The sequence below is a fragment of the Asaia krungthepensis NRIC 0535 genome (genome assembly GCF_025995175.1).
Classification (GTDB): Bacteria; Pseudomonadota; Alphaproteobacteria; order Acetobacterales; family Acetobacteraceae; genus Asaia; species Asaia krungthepensis.
This window is the reverse complement of record NZ_BAPV01000004.1, coordinates 128993-147533: the sequence shown is the minus strand read 5'-3', so window position 1 is coordinate 147533 and position 18541 is coordinate 128993. Positions and strand designations below refer to the sequence as shown.

General features: G+C 62.1%; 13 protein-coding genes. 8 read left to right on the top strand and 5 right to left on the bottom strand.

Annotation, left to right across the window (positions count from 1 at the left end; translation table 11 throughout):
- Positions 1 to 89 precede the first annotated feature (89 nt).
- The 3 genes from polA (at position 90) to AA0535_RS03135 (ending at position 5259) form a co-directional block, all read left to right on the top strand.
- On the top strand, positions 90 to 2849 hold the full coding sequence (polA, locus tag AA0535_RS03145) for a DNA polymerase I (protein WP_264814455.1): 2760 nt from the start codon (positions 90 to 92) through the stop codon (positions 2847 to 2849).
- A gap of 3 nt (positions 2850 to 2852) precedes the next feature.
- Entirely contained in the window at positions 2853 to 3479 is a 627-nt protein-coding gene (locus tag AA0535_RS03140) for an SCO family protein (protein WP_264814454.1), read from the top strand.
- A 160-nt stretch (positions 3480 to 3639) separates the two neighbouring features.
- Complete coding sequence (locus tag AA0535_RS03135; RefSeq protein ID WP_373319274.1) at positions 3640 to 5259, top strand: ABC transporter substrate-binding protein; 1620 nt, start codon at positions 3640 to 3642, stop codon at positions 5257 to 5259.
- On the opposite strand, the gene AA0535_RS03130 is transcribed toward AA0535_RS03135, so the two are convergent.
- Together AA0535_RS03130 and AA0535_RS03125 are read right to left on the bottom strand one after the other, a co-directional pair.
- Positions 5222 to 6484, bottom strand: coding sequence for an acyltransferase family protein (locus AA0535_RS03130; RefSeq protein ID WP_264814452.1), 1263 nt, complete (start codon positions 6482 to 6484; stop codon positions 5222 to 5224). The two genes, AA0535_RS03135 and AA0535_RS03130, sit on opposite strands and share 38 nt — an antisense overlap.
- A 151-nt stretch (positions 6485 to 6635) precedes the next feature.
- On the bottom strand, positions 6636 to 7046 hold the full coding sequence (locus AA0535_RS03125) for a superinfection immunity protein (RefSeq protein WP_264814451.1): 411 nt from the start codon (positions 7044 to 7046) through the stop codon (positions 6636 to 6638).
- Positions 7047 to 7423: 377 nt separating this feature from the next.
- On the opposite strand from AA0535_RS03125, the gene AA0535_RS03120 reads away from it, so the two are divergent.
- Entirely contained in the window at positions 7424 to 7891 is a 468-nt protein-coding gene (locus AA0535_RS03120; RefSeq protein WP_264814450.1) for a hypothetical protein, read from the top strand.
- 383 nt (positions 7892 to 8274) lie between these two features.
- Here AA0535_RS03120 and purD read toward each other — a convergent pair whose 3' ends face one another.
- On the bottom strand, positions 8275 to 9531 hold the full coding sequence (gene purD / locus AA0535_RS03115; RefSeq protein WP_264814448.1) for a phosphoribosylamine--glycine ligase: 1257 nt from the start codon (positions 9529 to 9531) through the stop codon (positions 8275 to 8277).
- A gap of 58 nt (positions 9532 to 9589) precedes the next feature.
- On the opposite strand from purD, the gene xseA reads away from it, so the two are divergent.
- Positions 9590 to 11041, top strand: coding sequence for an exodeoxyribonuclease VII large subunit (gene xseA, locus AA0535_RS03110; protein WP_264814447.1), 1452 nt, complete (start codon positions 9590 to 9592; stop codon positions 11039 to 11041).
- Positions 11038 to 11409 carry a hypothetical protein gene (locus AA0535_RS03105; RefSeq protein WP_264814446.1) on the top strand — a complete coding sequence of 124 codons (372 nt, stop codon included), beginning with the start codon at positions 11038 to 11040 and terminating at the stop codon, positions 11407 to 11409. The genes xseA and AA0535_RS03105 overlap by 4 nt, the downstream gene beginning before the upstream one ends.
- Positions 11410 to 11594: 185 nt before the next feature.
- Here the strand turns inward: AA0535_RS03105 and AA0535_RS03100 are convergent, their stop codons facing one another.
- Entirely contained in the window at positions 11595 to 12620 is a 1026-nt protein-coding gene (locus AA0535_RS03100) for an alpha/beta hydrolase family protein (protein WP_264814445.1), read from the bottom strand.
- Between the two features lie 359 nt (positions 12621 to 12979).
- On the opposite strand from AA0535_RS03100, the gene AA0535_RS03095 reads away from it, so the two are divergent.
- Entirely contained in the window at positions 12980 to 13765 is a 786-nt protein-coding gene (locus AA0535_RS03095) for a LytTR family DNA-binding domain-containing protein (protein WP_264814444.1), read from the top strand.
- A gap of 321 nt (positions 13766 to 14086) precedes the next feature.
- Here the strand turns inward: AA0535_RS03095 and AA0535_RS03090 are convergent, their stop codons facing one another.
- The gene (locus AA0535_RS03090; RefSeq protein WP_264814443.1) at positions 14087 to 16933 is read right to left on the bottom strand and encodes a ribonuclease E/G; all 2847 of its coding nucleotides are present in this window, start codon (positions 16931 to 16933) and stop codon (positions 14087 to 14089) included.
- Between the two features lie 521 nt (positions 16934 to 17454).
- Here AA0535_RS03090 and AA0535_RS03085 point away from each other — a divergent pair.
- On the top strand, positions 17455 to 18360 hold the full coding sequence (locus tag AA0535_RS03085) for an N-acetylmuramoyl-L-alanine amidase family protein (RefSeq protein ID WP_264814442.1): 906 nt from the start codon (positions 17455 to 17457) through the stop codon (positions 18358 to 18360).
- Positions 18361 to 18541: the final 181 nt, after the last annotated feature.

Genomic DNA, 18541 nt, shown 5'->3' with positions numbered 1-18541 from the left:
CCGGCCACGACAGAGTCACACTGGCCCTCACGATGCCAGCCCAGACAGGAGACGCCAGAATTGCAGCCTTCACGCCGATCGGATGCCGCATGAGCAGCAAGACCCATCTCGTTCTCGTCGATGGTTCGGGCTTCATTTTCCGCGCCTTCCATGCCCTGCCGCCCATGAGCAGCCCGGAAGGGGTGCCGGTCAATGCGGTATTCGGCTTTACCAATATGCTGCAACGCCTGTTGCGCGATCATGTCGGCACGCATCTGGCCGTGATCTTCGACGCCGGGCGTCATACGTTCCGCAACGAAATCTACCCGCAATACAAGGCCCATCGTCCCGAGGCGCCGGAAGATCTGCGCCCGCAATTCCCGCTCATCCGGGATGCGACCAGGGCTTTCAACGTCCCGATGATCGAATTGCCCGGTTACGAGGCAGATGACATCATCGCATCCTATGCCGAGGCCATCGAGCAGAGCGGTGGGCGCTGCACCATTGTCTCCTCTGACAAGGATCTGATGCAGCTCGTGAGCGAGGCAGTGTCCCTGCTCGATCCGATCAAGCAGAAGCCGATCAAGCTGGCCGAAGTCGAGGCCAAATTCGGCGTGGCGCCGGACCGGGTGATCGATGTGCAGGCCCTGATGGGCGATCCGACCGATAATGTGCCGGGAGTGCCCGGTATCGGCCCCAAGGGCGCAGCACAGCTTGTGCAGGAATTCGGCGATCTGGAATCCATCTTGGCTGCGGCGCCGGATATGAAGAAATCCAAGCGCCAGCAATCTCTTATCGATCATGCCGAAGCCGCGCGCATCTCACTCAAACTGGTCACACTGGCGCGTGACGTCCCTCTGCCTGAACCGGTCGAGGCCTTGGGCTGCCGCGAGCCGGATGGCCCGGTGCTGCGCGCCTTCCTTGAGCAGATGGGGTTCCATTCCGTCATTCAGCGCATGGGGCTGGGAGCGCTCGCCGCGCCGCGTCCTGCAAAAGCTGCACAGGAAAACCCGGACGCGGCATCAGAACCTGCCTCCGGGGGCGACAAGCCCTATGGGCCCTATGAGACGGTCTTCTCAATGGAGGCGCTCGAAGGCTGGATCGGCAAGGCACGCAAGACCGGCTATCTGGCGGTCGATACCGAGACCGACAGCCTCAATGCCCGTCAGGCCACGTTGATTGGCCTTTCTCTGGCCGTGGCACCGGGCGAGGCGGCCTATGTCCCTCTGCGTCATGAGGGCACGCTGGAACACCCGGCGGGTGGGCAGCTCAAGGTCGAGGCGGTGCTCGAGGCGTTGCGTCCGCTTCTGGCGGATGAGTCGGTGCTCAAGATCTTCCAGAACGCCAAATACGATCTGCTCGTTCTCGACCATGCGGGTATCGGCACGATCACCCCTGTCGACGACACCATGCTGATCTCCTATGCCCAGTCGGCGGGCGAGCATGGACAGGGCATGGATGAGCTGTCACGGCTGCATCTGGCCCATGACCCCATCAGCTATGACAGCGTGACCGGCACGGGTCGTAACCGCGTGCCTTTCGCGCAAGTGCCTATTGCGCGTGCGACGGAATATGCTGCGGAAGATGCCGATGTGACGCTGCGCCTGTGGCAGGTTCTCAAGCCGCAACTGCGTGAGCGTCAGGCGGTGGCGCTTTACGAGACGATGGAGCGCCCGCTGATCGCCATCCTCGCGGCGATGGAGCAGGCGGGGGTCAAGCTCGACGCCGCCGAATTGCGACGCATGTCTGCTGATTTCGGCAGCCGCATGGCCGAGATGGAAATCGAGATTCACCAGCTCGCCGGGCGGAGCTTCAATCTGGGCTCACCCAAGCAGCTTGGGGAGATCCTGTTCGACGAGATGAATCTGCCCGGGGGCAAGCGGACCAAGGCCGGTGCCTGGGGAACGGATTCCTCCGTGCTTCAGGAACTTGCGGATGCGGGGCATGATCTGCCCGCGCGTATTCTGGCCTGGCGTCAGCTCGCCAAGCTCAAATCGACCTATGCCGATGCGCTGGTCCAGCAGATGGATGCGCGCTCGCATCGCGTGCACACGTCGTTCCAGATGGCCATTACGACTACCGGGCGTCTGTCCTCCAACGATCCCAATTTGCAGAATATCCCGATCCGGACGGAAGAGGGCGGACGTATCCGCCGCGCCTTCATTGCCGAGGAGGGCTATGTTCTCGTCTCGGCCGATTACTCGCAGATCGAATTGCGCCTTCTGGCGGAGGTGGCCGATATCGGGCCACTCAAGGAGGCATTCACGCTGGGGCAGGACATTCATGCCCGCACCGCGTCCGAGGTGTTCAACATTCCGCTTGAGGGAATGGACTCCCTGACGCGTCGTCGCGCCAAAGCCATCAATTTCGGGATTATCTACGGTATCTCGGCCTTCGGTCTGGCGCGGCAGCTTGGCATTCCCGCGGGGGAAGCCCGACGCTACATCGACGCATATTTCGCGCGTTATCCCGGGATCCGAGACTACATGGACCGGACCAAGGACGATGCGAAGCGCGATGGCTATGTGACGACGCCGCTCGGACGGCGCTGTTATGTGCCCGGGATCAACGAGAAGAACGGCGCGCGTCGCGGCTATGCCGAGCGTCAGGCCATCAATGCGCCGCTTCAGGGTGGGGCGGCGGATATCATCAAGCGCGCCATGGTGCGTCTGGGGCGGCGCTTGCCACAGAGCGGGCTCGACGCCAGAATGCTCCTGCAGGTGCATGACGAATTGCTGTTCGAGGTTCGTGCCGCTCAGGCCGAGGCTCTGGCGGAATTCGTGCGCCTGGAGATGGAACAGGCGGCGACGCTGAGCGTGCCGCTTGTGGTCGAGACAGGTATTGGCGCGAACTGGGCGGAAGCACATTAACCAATGAACAAGAGCAAAAATCCCCGCAGGACATGGACCGCGCCGCGTATCGCGATCGTCGTGCTCATCCTTGCTCTGGCGCTGAGCTGGAGCGGATACCGCCTCTCCGAAAAATTCGGTGCCAGTGTCTCCACGCAGGGGAACGAGATTGGGGGCAGTTACCGCCTGGTGGCGCTGGGTGAGGGCAATGTCACCGAGGGTGATTTCAGGGGGAGCTGGGTTCTGGTCTGGTTTTTCGATACCCATTGCCCCAAGGGACTTTGCGGCCCGGTGCTGAAGACCATGAGCGATGCCAAAATCGCTCTGGCGCGTGAGGGGATCAAGCTCGCCCCGCTCGCCATCACGCTCGATCCGCTTCATGATGAGTCCGACGATCTGAAGAAATATGCCCTGCCACTGGGCGATCATGTCGTGCCGCTCACCGGCTCGCCCAGCATGATCGAGCGTGTTGCGAAGGAATTCCACGCGCCCAACGAGCTGGTCCATGCCGATGACGGCACGGCCTATCACCTCCCTTCGCCCCGTATCGTGATCATGGACCCGCAGGGGCGCTATGCAGGCACACTGGACTCGACTGCCGGTACCGAAGCGCTGGTGACGCGCATTCATCAACTCGCCCACAGGGGGTGAGACCGGTTTGATACCAAGGCGCACCGTTCGTTTCTGGCCCCGCCATTTCGCGGCGTCGGGTGTGAGAGCCGGGATCGGAGCGGCCATACTCGCTGCGTCATCCTGCGGTGTGGCTTTCGCCGGGGCGGAGCGTACCCCCACGGTGCAGGCGGACGTGCCGATGGCTGGGCCCGAGGCATCGCGGGATAACGGGATCACGCAGGATAGCCCGCATCGCGGCGGAACCCTTCGCCTCACCGCCGACGCCCCCGGCGGCACGCTCGATCCGCAGATCAATTACACCAGTGAATATATCCAGCTCTTCGTGAACATGTATGACGGGCTGGTCACCTATCGTCAGGCAGACGGAACGGGCGGGCTCGAGGTCGTGCCCGATCTGGCCGAGACCCTGCCTGAAGTCAGTCCCGACGGCCTGGTCTGGGTATTTCGCCTGCGTGACAATCTGCGCTTTTCGAACGGGGCGCCGGTCACGGTCGATGATGTCGTAACATCGCTGCGGCGCATCTATCGCGTGGGCAGCCCGACAGCCCTGTCCTTTTACGGCAATATTGTCGGTGCGAAAGCCTGTCTGACCGATCCGGCCCATTGCGCGCTCGAAGGGGTCAGCGCCGATCCCCAAACCAGAAAAATCACCATCCATCTGGTCGAGCCCGATGGCGAGTTCCTCCAGAAACTGGCGTTTCCGCACGCCGTGATCCTGCCGAAAGAAACGCCCGCAACTGAATCGGCACTCACTCCCATTCCCGGGACCGGGCCATATCGCATCACCGCCTATGACCCGTCGCATCGTATGGAAATAGGGCGCAATCCCTATTTCCGGGTCTGGAATCCCGATGCGCAGAGTGAAGGCTTTGTCGATTATATTCTTTATGATTTTGGCCTGTCCGATGAGGCTGAGGTGACAGCTATCGAGCAGGGGCAGTACGATTCCATGCTCGATGCCAAGCCGCAGGACCGGCTGGGCGAACTGGGCGCGCGCTACACAAGCCAGGTCCATCTCCAGCCTCTGCTGGGGCTCTACTATCTGGCGCTGAATGTTCACGAGCCGCCCTTCGACTCTCTGGAGGTGCGTGAGGCGATCAATCACGCGGTGGACCGTCATGCCATGGCCATTCTTTATGGCGGCTCGGCCATTGCTGAACCTCTGTGCCAGATTGTCCCGCATGGCATTGCCGGGGCTGATATCCCCTGTCGCTTCGGCAAGGCAACGCCGGAGGGTGTATGGAAGGGGCCCGATATCGACCGTGCCCGGAGCCTGATTCGCCGGAGCGGGAGAGCGGGGCAAAGCGTGACGCTGGTTGTGCCCAATCAGGCCATTGCGCTGGGGATGGGCGTCTATCTGCGCAACATGCTGCAAAGCCTTGGGTTCAAGGCCAGCGTACGACCGATGACCCCCGCCACAGCGGAGGGCTATGCCCGCAATTCGGACAATCATGTCCAGATCAGTCTGTCCTACTGGTATGCCGATTACCCTTCGCCCTCGAGCTTTCTGGATGCGTTGCTCGGATGCGAGAATGCGCGCCCGCATAGCGAGGCTTCGACCAATGCCAGCGGGTTTTGTCACCCGGAGCTTCAATCGCTGATGGTTCAGGCAGAGCACAGCCTGGAGGCCGAACGCTCACGAGGCTTGTGGGAGCAGGCAGGTAGCCTCGCCATGGAACAGAGCGCGCTCGTCCCGCTCATCCAGATGCGTTATGTCGATTTCGTCTCCAGACGGCTGGGCAATTACCATTATTCCCTGCTCAATCACATGCTGATCTCACGGATCTGGGTGCAATAGCGTCCGCGTTTGGGTGGGCGAACTCTGCCTGCGGACCAGCGCCGCATCGGGGGGCGATCAACCTGCGCCGCAGATAAAGATCGAGCGGTCTCGAGTACAAACGCTCAATTGCGCTTCCCAGCCAGAACACCAGCAGCAGTGTCGGCGGATAGAGGACCCACGCCCAGCGCGTGGATATGGCCGCTGCATGGGCAAAGGCAATGATCGGCATCAGCACGAACATATGACTCAGATAGAGTTCGTAGCTTCGTTGCCCCCACTGCCTGAGCCACGCCGTACGTCTAGGCGTCACATGAGCGCCCCATCCGCGCGCGAGGGCCCAGAGCGTGAGCGCGATCGCCGTATTGAAGAACAGGGGAGTGACCCAGGAGAGTATCGACCAAATTTGCGCACCCCAAAGCAGATAAAGCACGATCCCAGCGCAGCCCAGACTGCCGCAAAGCATGGACAGCCCGCGCTGTGCCTTCTCCTTGTCGAGCTCCGGATAGGCCGGGACACGCGGCAGGAGGAGGGCTGCGACGATGCCGGTCGCGATGGCGCTCATCCCCGGTCCATAGGCTTTATCCTGCCAGATTTCCGAGGCATTGCGTAGGGACCAGTCGAACCAGGGAGCGGCAAGGGCAAGCAAGGCGGCGCAGACAAGAAGACGCCTCGGCGTGCGTCCCAGGGTCACGCAAATCAGCGGGAAACCCAGATAGAAGAGTTCCTCGACCGAGAGCGACCAGAGGACATCCCAATAGGCAGGGAGATACCCTGTCTCGGCTTCATAGACATTGAGATGCATGGTGAGAGCCGACAAGGCTGCGCCCCAGAGCGTCTGACCCGGATGGTCAGGAACGAAACTGGGCACGCCGAGAAGACCAAGCATGCAGGCAACGACGATCAGCGCCAGAAGGCAGGGGAGAAGCCTCGCTATACGCCGCCCGGTAAAATCGCGCAGTGAGAGGGCGGCTGGACGGACCGAACGCTCCAGCATATGGCGTGTGATCAGAAAACCGGAGATGACGAAAAAGATCGTCACGCCCTTGATCCCGCCCCAGTTCAGCATGCGCAATACGCGCAGGGGCAGGATATGAACCAGGCCGGTTTCCGTCAGGGGAAAACGCAGGGCGAGGTGATGGATGACAACCAGAAGTATGGAGAGACCGCGCAGGCAGTCGATTCCGGCATTGCGTCCGGCGTAGCGCGCAGGAAACGCCCCATCATGGTCGATCGAGGCGTTCATAAGCACTCCTTGCACGGCATTCATTACTTGGCAGGAATGATGGCAGCCTGGTGGCGCAGGAATGGTGCAATCGTGGCGCGAAGCCAGATGACGCGGCGCGCTCCGACCCTGTCACGTTCGCTACAAACGGGAGCGCCCGCGATCGGGGCTGCTAAATGGCGGGATCGAGCAACGCCTTCATATGCGCCCGGAATTCGTCGCGGGTCAGGAGACCTCGTTCGAACAGGTCCTGCAACCTGTTCATGGCCGCCAGATGCGCCTCGGGTGAAAGACCATGGGGCGCAGGGTAGGGAGGTGGTGTGGGGACGTTTCCCCAGGGCGAACGGCGCGAATGCCTGACGGCGTCTTCGGGCCAGATGGCCCATACAAACAGGGCGATCCAGGCGATGAACGTCCAGCCAGCTGCAACATTCAGGATCAGGACGACCCACTTGGCGTCATGGTCGCGATAGAATGCGACGATGGCCGGTATGAGGTAGATCAGGAGGCTGAGTAATACGACTGCAACGGCAAAGATGATGAACAGGGCCGCCATCATTCCTGCTAGGTCATCCGGCATCATTATGCGCTCCTTGCCTGCTTTTACTGCTCGTATCGGTTCATGATGCCAGGACGAAAGCCCGCAAAGTCATCTTCACGATCCCTGGCTGAAATGGCAATCGCCGATATTTTGCAGTGCCGATGATTTTCACATGGCTGGCGAGATTCGATGCTCCGCAGGCACCGAGCACTCTTTCGGGTCGTTCGAAGTCGTAAAAACAGACGGGGAGCGAGGCTTTGCGATGTCGCGGCTGCGAAGCGTTTCGTGCTTCTCGCGCAATGGACGTTCAGTAATATTGTTATATATAACCTCAAAATAACGTGAAGAACGTTTTACTGGTGATCTATCGTGTAACGTGATGCTGTCGTCGATCCTATCGCGACGCCACGGAGTTTACGATGATGCAGCATACGATCATGGCGGTGTTCGACACCGCCCGTCATGCCCAGATCGCCGTTGATGACCTTCTGGTTTGTGACATTCCGTCAGAATCCATCCACCAGTATCGCCTGGCGATCGGGGCTGACCCCGATGCGGCGATCCGCCCCGAAAACGAGTTTCATCGCCCTTCCGGAACGTGGACATGGTTGATCAACGATCATCCACCGCCAACCGAGAGAAGAGCGCAGCAGGAGGCGCTGTATCGAGAGAGCCGCCTGCGCAACGAGCCAGTTGTCGTGACTATCGACCCCTCTACCCTTACCGAAGCCAGGATCATGAAGATCCTGGGCGATCATGCCCCTTTGCAAGTCCGGGGTGACAAGGAAGGATGGAATCATGCGGACACGTCGTTTGCGCAAAAAGGTCAAATGGACCCGTCGGAACTCGAGCCCCAAGCCCCTGTCGAAATGACGGAGTATCACTGAGGCAGGATCTGATCCGCGTCCTCGAGGGAGCGGTTCCCCTACAGATTAGCGAAAGCACAGCAAACGCCCGATGATTTCCTCATCGGGCGTTTCGCATGCGGGTTCTAGTGAGAAAGGAGCGAGGATCGGGGGTGTTCGGCTCTGGCAATTGAGCCAGGGTGCGCGTCGGAGGGCTGTCGATTTTGGCACGCGCTATGAATCGCTTGTCCCGGTATCACCCGAGATCTGGCAGGCTGGAGCGTCCGCAAACCGGGCGGATCCTGACGTTGAGAAACGGAAGAATGTCGAGGCCGCGTCGCTGACAGGAGAGCAGCTTTGCTCGGGAGGCAGGCGCCCTTGCGGGCTGGTCGGGATGAACGATGAGTCGCTCATCCCATCATGTGTCAGATACCGATATCGCGGCGATAGATGCCATCGGCCCATTCGAGAGCCGACACACCCTCATAGGCACGGGCCCGCGCGATTTCCGGGGTTTCCCCCCGCGCACAGACGGTCAGTACACGACCGCCCGCGGCGACGAGATTTCCGTCCTTCAGGGCTGTTCCTGCCTGAAACACGGATACGCCCGGCACGGCCTCGGCCCGGTCGATCCCGCGTATCGTTCCCCCCTTCACTGGCGTTCCCGGGTAACCGCGTGCCGCCACAACGACCGAAATCGAAGCATCATTCGCAAACCGGATGGCGGCGTCATCCAGTCGGCCTTTGGCCAGCGCTCTGAGAACGGGCAGGAGATCGGAGTCGAGACGGATCAGCAGCGCCTGAGCCTCGGGATCGCCGAAGCGGACATTATATTCGATCAGCTTGGGACCGTCCTGAGTCAGCATCAGCCCTGCGAAGATGATGCCCCGGAAGGGCGTGCCTCGGCGCACCATCTCCGCCAGCATGGGGCGCACCATGATGTCCAGCGCCTTTTCCTGTGCCTCGCGATCGAAATGGGGAGGGGGAGCAATCGCACCCATGCCACCCGTATTGGGGCCGGTATCCCCCTCGCCAATGCGCTTGTGATCGCGCGCAGCGCCTATGAGAACGGCTTCGCCATCCGAGCAGAAGGCGAAGAGCGAGACCTCCTGACCTACCAGGCACTCCTCGATCACGATGCTGGCCCCGGCCTCCCCGAAGCTGCGATCGGTCAGGATATCAATGATGGCGGCTTCGGCTTCCTGCAGCGTCTGGGCCACGATCACACCCTTGCCTGCTGCCAGACCGTCCGCCTTGATCACGATGGGAGCCCCACGGCGACGGACAAAGGCGAGGGCGGGTTCGGCCTCCTCGAAGCGCTCCCAGCGCGCGGTCGGAATGCCGGCGGCATCCGCGACGTCCTTGGTGAAGCTCTTGCTGCCCTCCAGGGCGCTGGCGGCCTGACTCGGCCCGGCACAGGCAATTCCTGCGCTGGCGCAGAGATCGGCCAGCCCGGCTACGAGAGGGGCTTCAGGACCCGGAACGACGAGGTCGATTCGCTGTTCAAGGGCGAAAGCCACGAGTCCTGTCACGTTATCAGCGGCGAGCGGCACCAGCGTGCCGAGCGGCTCCATGCCCGGATTGCCGGGGGCGATATAAAGCGCCTCGAGTTCGGGAGAGCGGGACAGACAGGCCGCCAGAGCATGTTCGCGTCCGCCTGATCCGACAAGTAACACCCGCATCGTCATTCTTCCTGTTCTGACTGGTCCTAGCCCGCGTTCCGTAGCATAGACTGCGCGCATGAGCGAAAACGAACAGAGCGCGGGCGGGAATGTCCCCGAATATTCGGTCAGCGAGATTTCGGGCGCAATCAAGCGCACGCTCGAAGGCAGTTTCAGCCGTGTGCGTGTCCGTGGCGAAATTACCGAGCTCAAACGCTATCCCTCCGGTCATATCTATCTTTCTCTGAAAGATCAGGGCGGCAAGATTTCGGGCGTGGTCTGGCGTGGTTCGGTGTCGCGTCTGGGGTTGGTGCCGGAGAACGGGATCGAGGTGATCGCAACCGGTCGGGTCTCGGCCTATGGCGACCGATCGAGCTACCAGCTCGTGATCGATCAGATGAGCTTCGCGGGCGAGGGCGCGCTTCTCGCCAAGATCGAGAAGCTGCGTCAGAAGCTGCTGGCCGAGGGCCTGTTCGATAACGAGCGCAAAAAGCCGCTGCCTTTCCTGCCTCGGCTGATCGGTCTGGTGACCTCGAGCCGTGGGGCGGTGCTGCATGACATCCTGACCACTCTGTCGCGCCGTTTTCCCCGGTCGGTGCTTGTCTGGCCTGTGGCAGTGCAGGGCGAAGGGGCGGTGGCCCAGATCGCCGCGGCCATTGAGGGATTTTCAAGCTCGGGCCTCCGGCGGGATCTCTCACCCGATCTGCTGATCGTTGCGCGCGGGGGCGGGTCGCTTGAGGATCTGATGGCGTTCAACGATGAGCGCGTTCTGCGCGCCGTGGCAGCCTGCCCCATTCCGCTTATTTCAGCCGTCGGGCATGAAACCGATACGACGCTCATCGATTTCGTGTCGGATCGCCGGGCCCCGACCCCGACAGCCGCGGCAGAAATGGCGGTTCCGCTGCGTTCGGAAATGGTGGCGGATCTCGCTCATCGTAGTGCGCGTCTGGCAGGGGCTCTGTCGCGCCAGCTGCAACTGGCCAGAGCGCGTCAGGACCAGGTAAGTGCGCGTCTGCCCGACCTGCCGAGCCTGCTGGAAACCGCGCGTTTTCGCCTTGACGAACGTGGGCAGCGTCTCGAACTTGCGCTCCCCATGGTAGCCGCGCGCGCGCGGCAGCGGCTCATGAGCCTTACGGGGCGCGTGCCCTCGGCAGCGCATTTTCTCGGACAGAAGAACTCTCGCCTCGATCTGGCGAGTGCGGCTCTCGCTGCCGGTATACGGCACCGGATGCAGCAGGAGCGGGCAGGGTTCACCCATGCCCGTCTCGGCACCGAGACGCTGACGGCCCGACTGGGGCTTGATCGCGCAAGATTGGCCGGTATTGCGGGACGTCTCGAGGCAGTTTCGCCCGAGGCCGTCTTGGCGCGAGGCTATGCGCTGGTGCAGGATGGACGAGGCAAACCGGTGACGACAGCCTCGGGGCGGCCACGCGGCGGAGCAATCACGCTCCGTTTCGCCGATGGCATACGCTCCGGACGCCTCGACCCTGTGGGCACGGAAAAGGAAGAACAGGGGGATCTGGGTTTATGACGCGTTCACATTTCAGGACAGCCGCAGCAGCCATGCTGTCACTCGCGCTTCTGGTCGGGTGCGAAGAGGCGCCGTCGCCACAACCTGTGCAGAACCAGGCCCATGCTCGCATTCCGCCGCAGGATTTTGCCCCTGGCATGACAGTGGAGACACCGCCCCCCGCCAATGAGGCGCAACTGACCAACGACCCCTCTGCCCCTGTGAATACACCTCTTTGCGGCGCGGTACAGCAGGAAACGAACCGCATGGGCGGACAGGTTTTCAGCGATGGTCTGGCCTCGGGCAGTTCCTGCCCGCAGAATGCCTGCTTCAACCCGCTGACCGGTACGTATATTGCTGCAACAGGCGCCCCGAGCGTCTGTCGCTGACCCACGCGGCCGGGGACGTCAGGGCTTTCGGTTTTTGACAAGCTAAGCGGGCAAGGCTGACGCCGTTGGCTGACTTGTATGGTTGATAGACATGGCGGTCGAGGAGGGCTGTCATGCCTTCCGCCCGACATACCATGCCGTTTGTTCCCGATATTGTGACATCCGAAGGCACGCGCCGCCATCGATCATCGGGTGGGCATGCCCGCGCTCTGTTCTGTGCCGCCCAGCAGGGTACGATCAAAAAACCGTCTCATTGCGGCATTGAAAGCTTCATGAAATTTGCTTCGGTCGAACCCGGGCAAGCTCTGGCAGATCGCCATTGCTTCGAAACCAGTGCGGCAGGGAGCGAGAAAAACGAAATGTCCGGCCCTGCTGACTTCATGGAATTCGGGGGACGATGGCAGATTGTCGCGCACGGGCTCTACCGATCCGGGGGAGCTCAGAATGGTATCATCCATCGCCTGCCAAAGCTGCACGGGCAGCGTCACAGGGGAAAGAGAGGCGCGCGTCATCGTGAATCCAAGAGCCGGGGCGGCAATCGCCATGGCCTTGAAGCGCCTGTCCTGTAACGCGGGCAGGCGGGTATTCACGGGCGAGCCCTGCTTGTGGATCAGGGCGCAGGTGAAGCTTGCGGCATGGGCCGCGCACCACGGACCGATGCGTGTCAGATCCGGCCGTGCGCCAGCGGCGAGCAGGGCAGTCAGCCCTCCAGCGGAAAACCCGAAAGCCCCGATGCGATTCCGGTCGAGATGCCCTGAGAGCGGCCATGCCGAGAGCATGTAACTGAGAGCGGTACTCATGGCACGAGTCCGGCCAGCAAGATCGGTCACACGCGTTGTATCTCGCCAGTTATCGCCGGGTTCGGTCAATGCCATGACGACGTATCCCGCTTGGGCCAGTGCGGCCGCCGTATCGAGGTGGCTCGTCCATGAGCCACCAGTGCCGTGCGAGATCACGATCAGCGCATGGTTTTCGCCCTGGAGAGGGCCATTGACCACGCATTTCTGAGCATAAGGGCCAAGCATCTGTGATTCTGATGTGCCCAGGCTGGGATACCAGACGCCGAGCTCGAGCCCTTCTGGCGTGATGAGATGCTGGCATCCCACAGCTGGACGCGTCGTGCCTTCCGAAACGGAAGGTTTCGCCATGGCAGAGCTGAGGCTGCCGACGAGGATCAAGGCGAGGAAAGAGTAGCGAAGGCTTTTTGACATGAGGGGCAGGCTCCTGTTGGGAAAGGCCAGAAACCGCCGTTTTCTGCCTCTTGCCAGCGCGTTTTCGCGAATGGGCGAGCGGGCGACGGTCCCAATGGGCAGGGTTTGCAAGCTTCGCCAGGCAAGGCATCCTGAGGGCGGGCTTGCAGTGGGCAGCACGACGAAGAGGGCGCGAGGAGACAGGCAGGGTGGAACGGATACGAGGCGATCTGGAGTCCCGCGCTCTATCCTCTCCTGGTCAGGAAACTGAATCACGCGCGCCTCGTCCGCGTCTTCTCCTGCGCGCTCTTGCCCTGTGCCTGGGAGCAGGGGTCTTTCTAGGAGTTCTCGGGCCCTATGGAAGTTATCAGAATCCCGGCATGCTCGAACGTGTAGCCTACTGGATTGCCTCGATCATGGCGGGGCTCGGGCTTTACGCCGGGCCAATGATGTTATTGCGCAGGCTGCCGATTATGCGTTGGGGCCGCCTGCACTGGGCAGGGGCGGCGGCAGGCACCGTGCTGCTGAGTCTGGTCCAGACCCTGATCACCCGAGATCTGGCTTTTTCGATCTGGCCCGGGATCGAGACACGCCTGCCCGGCTGGTGGGTCTGGTATTTTCAGGTATTGGCGATTGCACTGCCTGGTGTGATGAGTGTGATGTTCTGGCAGCAGTGGCGAAGCAAACGGGTCTCTCCCCTGCGCCGGCAAACAGCTTTTAAAGACACCCCCTCCCGGGGCACTCCGGTCCCGTCGGGGGTGAGCCAGATTGCGGCGTCCGCTGGCCCTGTGATGCTGGAGGAGGCGACACGCATAGGCGTGTCGTGGCCGAGGCCCGAACTGATCGACGCGCTTCAGATGGAGGATCATTACATACGTTGCCATCTCACTTCGGGCTCGCGCCTTGTGCACGGCGTGCTGCGGGAAGCTGTCGCCCGGCAATCGGGACATGACGGTCTGCAGGTGCATCGAAGCTGGTGGGTTGCGCGGCGTGCTGTACAGCGCTGGGAGGGAACACCCAGATCCCTGCGTCTGCACTTGCGTAACGGGCTTGTGGTACCGGTTGCCCGTGCTCAGGTCGCCCATCTGAGGCAGGCTGGCTGGCTCGAGGAGAGTTCCGCCGGGAAAACATCCTGCGGGGAGTTCGCCACAGGTGAGCGTCGCTGATTTCCCAAAGAGGGACGACAGGAAAACCGATCCCGCGGAAAAGCCCCTGCCGAGGAACAATACGGCGCTGGTCGAAGCACGAAGCCGCGTCTCCCACCGCGAATGGCGAGAAGGGTAACCCCGGGAGACAGGGGACCGCCCCTCGGTCGAAAGCCCTATCGTTTCGGCGCGCTCAACCGTCAGCCACGAAATGCGTCGTCATCGAGTTGTCCCCAGCAAAAAGGGGCAAAATACGCTTATGGCGCGATCCTGCTGAAGGCGCATAAAAAACGGGGCGGTGTGAACCGCCCCGTTTTTCTTCGCCTGAAATGCTGACGATGATCAGCGCTTCCACCAGCCTGTGCGCGGTCTGGCAGGTGCCACTTCATCCACATTGATGGGTTGTACCACCGGCGCCGTCTCTTCGACCTTTGCCTTGGCGCGGCTCGCGCGACCCTTCGCCGGGGCCTTCTTTTCAGTCTCGACAGGAGCCGCATCGTCCTTGGCCGCCTTGCGCGGTGCACGCGCGCGGCGGGGCTTCGGAGCCTCGGGCTCGCTGACAACGACAGAGGTTTCAACCTGCGCCGCGGCAGTTTCGCCCGATCCTTCGGCGATCTCGGCGGCTACCGGGGTCTTGCGCGGGCGACCGCGACGACGCGGGGCTGGCTTCTCCTGATCGGCCTCGGCTACAGCGACCGGCTCGGGGACGGGCAGGGCGTCTTCTGCCACCGGGGCGGAAGGCGCGGGCTCGTTGACCTCGGCAGCGACAGGACGACGACGCGGACGCGAGCGACTCTTTCGCCCTTCAGCCTCGATCCCGTGACGCGACGTCTCGGCCTTCGGCTCGGCAGGAGGCTGCGGGGCTTCGGCCGGGATGGACTCAGCCAGGGTCGGCTTCGGCTCCGTGTTCAGCGCGGAAGGTGCACCCAGACGCGATTCGGCCTGCTCGATCATGTCGAAGATATCGAATGAGGCACCGCCGAACGGATTGGCCGGGGTCGGCCCTTCCCAGCGCGTTTCCTTGCGCTCCGGCGCGTTGCGACGCTCTTCGGTCGGACGTGCCTCGCGGGCAGGTTCGGCGCGTTCCTCGCGGGAAACGCGACGCGTCCGCATGCGACGACGTCCCGGCACGATCAGGGCTTCGGCTTCGCTCAGGCTGCTCTCCTCTGTGGGAGCCTGTTCTGGAGCGTTCTCCTCAACCTCGGCCTCTTCCTCGATTCCGGCAGTGGCGTCGCGCTGCTGGTCATCGCGGCCCTGTCCTTCGCGGAACTCGTCGGAGCGACGGCCATTGCGGCGACGACGACGACGGCGGCGGCGACCTCCTTCTTCACGCCCACCTTCCTCGCGACCGTTTTCATCGCGGGCTTCCCCGGACTGGGCGGCATCGAGCTCCTGTTCGGGCTCTTCTTCGTGCTCGATGAAGGTTGCGGGCTCCACCTGGACGCCAGCGTCATGACCGGCACGCTCCGGCATGGCACGTTCCTGGACCGCGCGCGGCTCGGCAGGCACCTGCGGACGCAGACGCTCGATACGCAGATCGGCAGGGGTCAGGCTGTCATCAGGCTGGAACGACACGCGCATGCGGTGACGCTGTTCGATCTCGGCAAGCCAATCGCGCTTGTTGTTGAAGATATAAAGAGCGATCCCGGAGGTGATGTGCACGCTGATTTCAGCGGCCTTCTGCTTCAGGCCTTCCTCATCGACGGCGCGCAGGACATGCAGGGCGGCACTCTCGACGCCACGGACATGACCCGTGCCCTGGCAATGCGGGCAGGGAACAAGTACCGCTTCGGAAATCGAGGGACGCAGACGCTGACGCGACATCTCCAGCAGGCCGAAATGCGAGATCTGGCCGATCTGGATACGTGCACGATCCGAGCGCAGCGCATCCTTGAGGCGCTTCTCGACCATCGCATTGTGCTTGCGGCTTTCCATGTCGATGAAGTCGATCACGACAAGACCAGCGAGGTCACGCAGGCGCAGCTGACGCGCCACTTCTTCGGCGGCTTCGAGATTGGTACGGACCGCTGTGTCCTCGATATTGCGCTGGCCGGTCGAGCGGCCCGAGTTCACGTCGATCGACACCAGGGCTTCGGTCTGGTTGATGACCAGATAGCCACCCGACTTCAACTGGGCCGTGGGCGAGAAGATCGCGTCCAGATGGCCTTCCACATGATAGCGGCCGAACAGGCTCTGGCTCTGGTCGCGCCAGAGTTTCACCTTGTTGGCGTTATGCGGCATCAGAAGGCGCATGAATTCGCGCGCATTCTTCCAGGCCGGTTCGCCATCGATGATGATTTCCTCGATATCCTTGCTGAACAGGTCGCGAATGGCGCGCTTGATCAGATTGGCTTCCTCATAGATCAGCGTTGGCGCGACCGATGAGAGCGTGTGATTGCGGATATCGTCCCAGAGCTGCAGCAGGTACTCGCAGTCGCGGGTGATCTCGGGACCGGGGCGCTGGGCGCCGGCCGTACGCACGATCATGGCCATGCCACGTGGCAGATCCAGCTCGGCAATGATGTCACGTAGGCGCTTGCGATCGCTGTCCGAGGTGATCTTGCGCGACACGCCGCCGCCACGCAGGGCGTTGGGCATCAGCACGCAATAGCGGCCAGCCAGCGAGACATAGGTGGTCAGTGCCGCACCCTTGTTGCCGCGCTCTTCCTTGACGACCTGCACAAGGAGGATCTGGCGGCGGCGGATAACTTCCTGAATCTTGTAGTTGCGCAGGAAGCGCGCCGTGCGACGGGCGGCTGCGCCTTCATCGCCGGTATCGTGCTCGCCACCGACCGTTTCCGGGCGGGCTTCGAATTCTTCTGTCTCGACAGTTTCGGCGCTGTCGGCCTCGGTGCTGGCCTGCACCTCCTGCTCGCTCTCGGCGCGCTCATCGGCGCGAAGATCTTCATCCTGCAGGGCGAGCAGCTTTTCGCGGTCGGCAACCGGAATCTGGAAGTAATCCGGATGGATTTCGCTGAAAGCCAGGAAGCCGTGGCGATTGCCACCGTAATCGACGAAGGCGGCCTGAAGGCTCGGCTCTACGCGAATGACCTTGGCGAGGTAGATATTGCCCTTGATCTGCTTCTTGGACGACGTTTCGATGTCATAATCTTCGAGACGATCACCATCCATAACCACGACGCGGGTTTCTTCCGCGTGGGTGGTGTCGATCAGCATACGCTTGTTCATAAATTGGGAGACTCCGGTCAGCCTTTGTCACGGCCGGATCCGAGCCCTGTGCAGACACAGTGGCTGTTCCAGCACGCGCGGCAGAATGTCGAGGCGTGGTTTGTGATAAAGGGCCATCGGACCAGCGCTCGCGGAACAGCGTCGGACGCGGGGCTACGCCTGCTCCGGTAGTTTTCCACAAAACGAGACTGGCAGACTTCATGCGGCCCCTGCGAGTTGTCATCTGCGCCCAGGGTTTGAAGATTGACCCCGGTGAACGTCCTGCGGCTATGCCAGCGGGAAGAGAGGGCTCTTGCAAACCATGATGGCGCATGAAGCATGGCGGAAAACGGGAGGGGCGCATGGAAACAAACCCTTTTGTGCAGGGCTCTGTCTTTGCGACCGGATCGACCGTTTCGTGATCCTTCTCCCACAGGATGACGTAAAACCGCGATCCGTGCAAGACGCTCGGCCCTGCCATGTTGACACCGCATTTCTGCGCCAGAAGAGTGGGATATTGCTCTTGCTGCTTGAGGTTGCTCATGCCCGTTTTCGATCCGACCCGCCGTCAGGTGGCGCATCTGCTCGGCGGCTCGTTCATCGCCGGGGCATTGATGACGCCATTCGAAGGGCTCGCCTCGGGGCACAAGACTGCAGTTCACAAGAGCGTCGCGCACAAGCCAGCGCATAATGCCTTGGCCCATAGTCCCACCAGGGCGCCTGCAGTGGTCGGTGAGGCTGCCCCGCCACGTCCCGTCATCATGCTCGACCCTGGCCATGGCGGGAAGGACCCTGGCGCGATCGGTGTGAGCGGCACCTATGAGAAGCACATCGCTGCGGCGGCGGCCAAGGAACTGTATCGTCAGATCAAGCTGGCAGGCCGCTATGAGGTGGTGATGACGCGCGCGGACGATCATTTCATTCCGCTGGAGGGGCGTGTCGATCTGGCGCATCGGCACAAGGCCCAGCTTTTCATCTCCATGCATGCCGATGCGCTGCACGATCCCGATGTGCGCGGTGCCAGCGTCTACACATTGTCCAATGGTGCATCCGATGCGCAGACAGCCTCACTGGCGCAGACCGAGAACAGTGCGGATCGTTTTGCCGGGCCTGCCTTTCATGGCATGTCATCAGAGGTGCAGGATATTCTGGCGAGCCTGGTGAACGAGGAGACCCGGCGCGGCTCCGCTCATATGGCGGCCAGTGTTGTCTCGGCATTCCAGCCGCGTATCGGCCTGCTGCGCCACCCCGCACGGCACGCTGCTTTCGTTGTGCTGAAATCCGCCGATATTCCGTCGGTGCTCGTCGAAATGGGGTTCATGTCCAACCGCCATGACGAAGCGGCTCTGCGTCAGGGCGCGTATCGGCAGCAGGTGGCCAGTGCCATGAGCGCAGCGATCGATCGCTATTTTGCTTCCACAACAACGAATATTGCGCGCGCGGGCTAGAAATTGTCGCTCTCGCGCTAGGCAAGACCGCGTCTTTTGCAGTAGGAAGAGCGTCATGGACATTCCGACGCCCTTCTCAAGCATAGGATCCCGTGCCGACGCACGCGCTGACCTGTGCCCGGGCCTCCTCCTTCGTACGCTTCGACTTATCTGCCCCTGAGCGCATTTCGCCGCCGGGTCT

What these genes read in the sequence shown, in the direction of transcription:
- AA0535_RS03125 (WP_264814451.1), bottom strand. Translation starts at nt 7,046, where the DNA reads ATGATGCCGGATGACCTAGCAGGAATGATGGCGGCCCTGTTCATCATC.
- purD (WP_264814448.1), bottom strand. Translation starts at nt 9,531, where the DNA reads ATGCGGGTGTTACTTGTCGGATCAGGCGGACGCGAACATGCTCTGGCG.
- polA (WP_264814455.1), top strand. Translation starts at nt 90, where the DNA reads ATGAGCAGCAAGACCCATCTCGTTCTCGTCGATGGTTCGGGCTTCATT.
- AA0535_RS03100 (WP_264814445.1), bottom strand. Translation starts at nt 12,620, where the DNA reads ATGTCAAAAAGCCTTCGCTACTCTTTCCTCGCCTTGATCCTCGTCGGC.
- AA0535_RS03105 (WP_264814446.1), top strand. Translation starts at nt 11,038, where the DNA reads ATGACGCGTTCACATTTCAGGACAGCCGCAGCAGCCATGCTGTCACTC.
- AA0535_RS03130 (WP_264814452.1), bottom strand. Translation starts at nt 6,484, where the DNA reads ATGAACGCCTCGATCGACCATGATGGGGCGTTTCCTGCGCGCTACGCC.
- AA0535_RS03120 (WP_264814450.1), top strand. Translation starts at nt 7,424, where the DNA reads ATGATGCAGCATACGATCATGGCGGTGTTCGACACCGCCCGTCATGCC.
- xseA (WP_264814447.1), top strand. Translation starts at nt 9,590, where the DNA reads ATGAGCGAAAACGAACAGAGCGCGGGCGGGAATGTCCCCGAATATTCG.
- AA0535_RS03085 (WP_264814442.1), top strand. Translation starts at nt 17,455, where the DNA reads ATGCCCGTTTTCGATCCGACCCGCCGTCAGGTGGCGCATCTGCTCGGC.
- AA0535_RS03090 (WP_264814443.1), bottom strand. Translation starts at nt 16,933, where the DNA reads ATGAACAAGCGTATGCTGATCGACACCACCCACGCGGAAGAAACCCGC.
- AA0535_RS03140 (WP_264814454.1), top strand. Translation starts at nt 2,853, where the DNA reads ATGAACAAGAGCAAAAATCCCCGCAGGACATGGACCGCGCCGCGTATC.
- AA0535_RS03095 (WP_264814444.1), top strand. Translation starts at nt 12,980, where the DNA reads ATGCTCGAACGTGTAGCCTACTGGATTGCCTCGATCATGGCGGGGCTC.
- AA0535_RS03135 (WP_373319274.1), top strand. Translation starts at nt 3,640, where the DNA reads ATGGCTGGGCCCGAGGCATCGCGGGATAACGGGATCACGCAGGATAGC.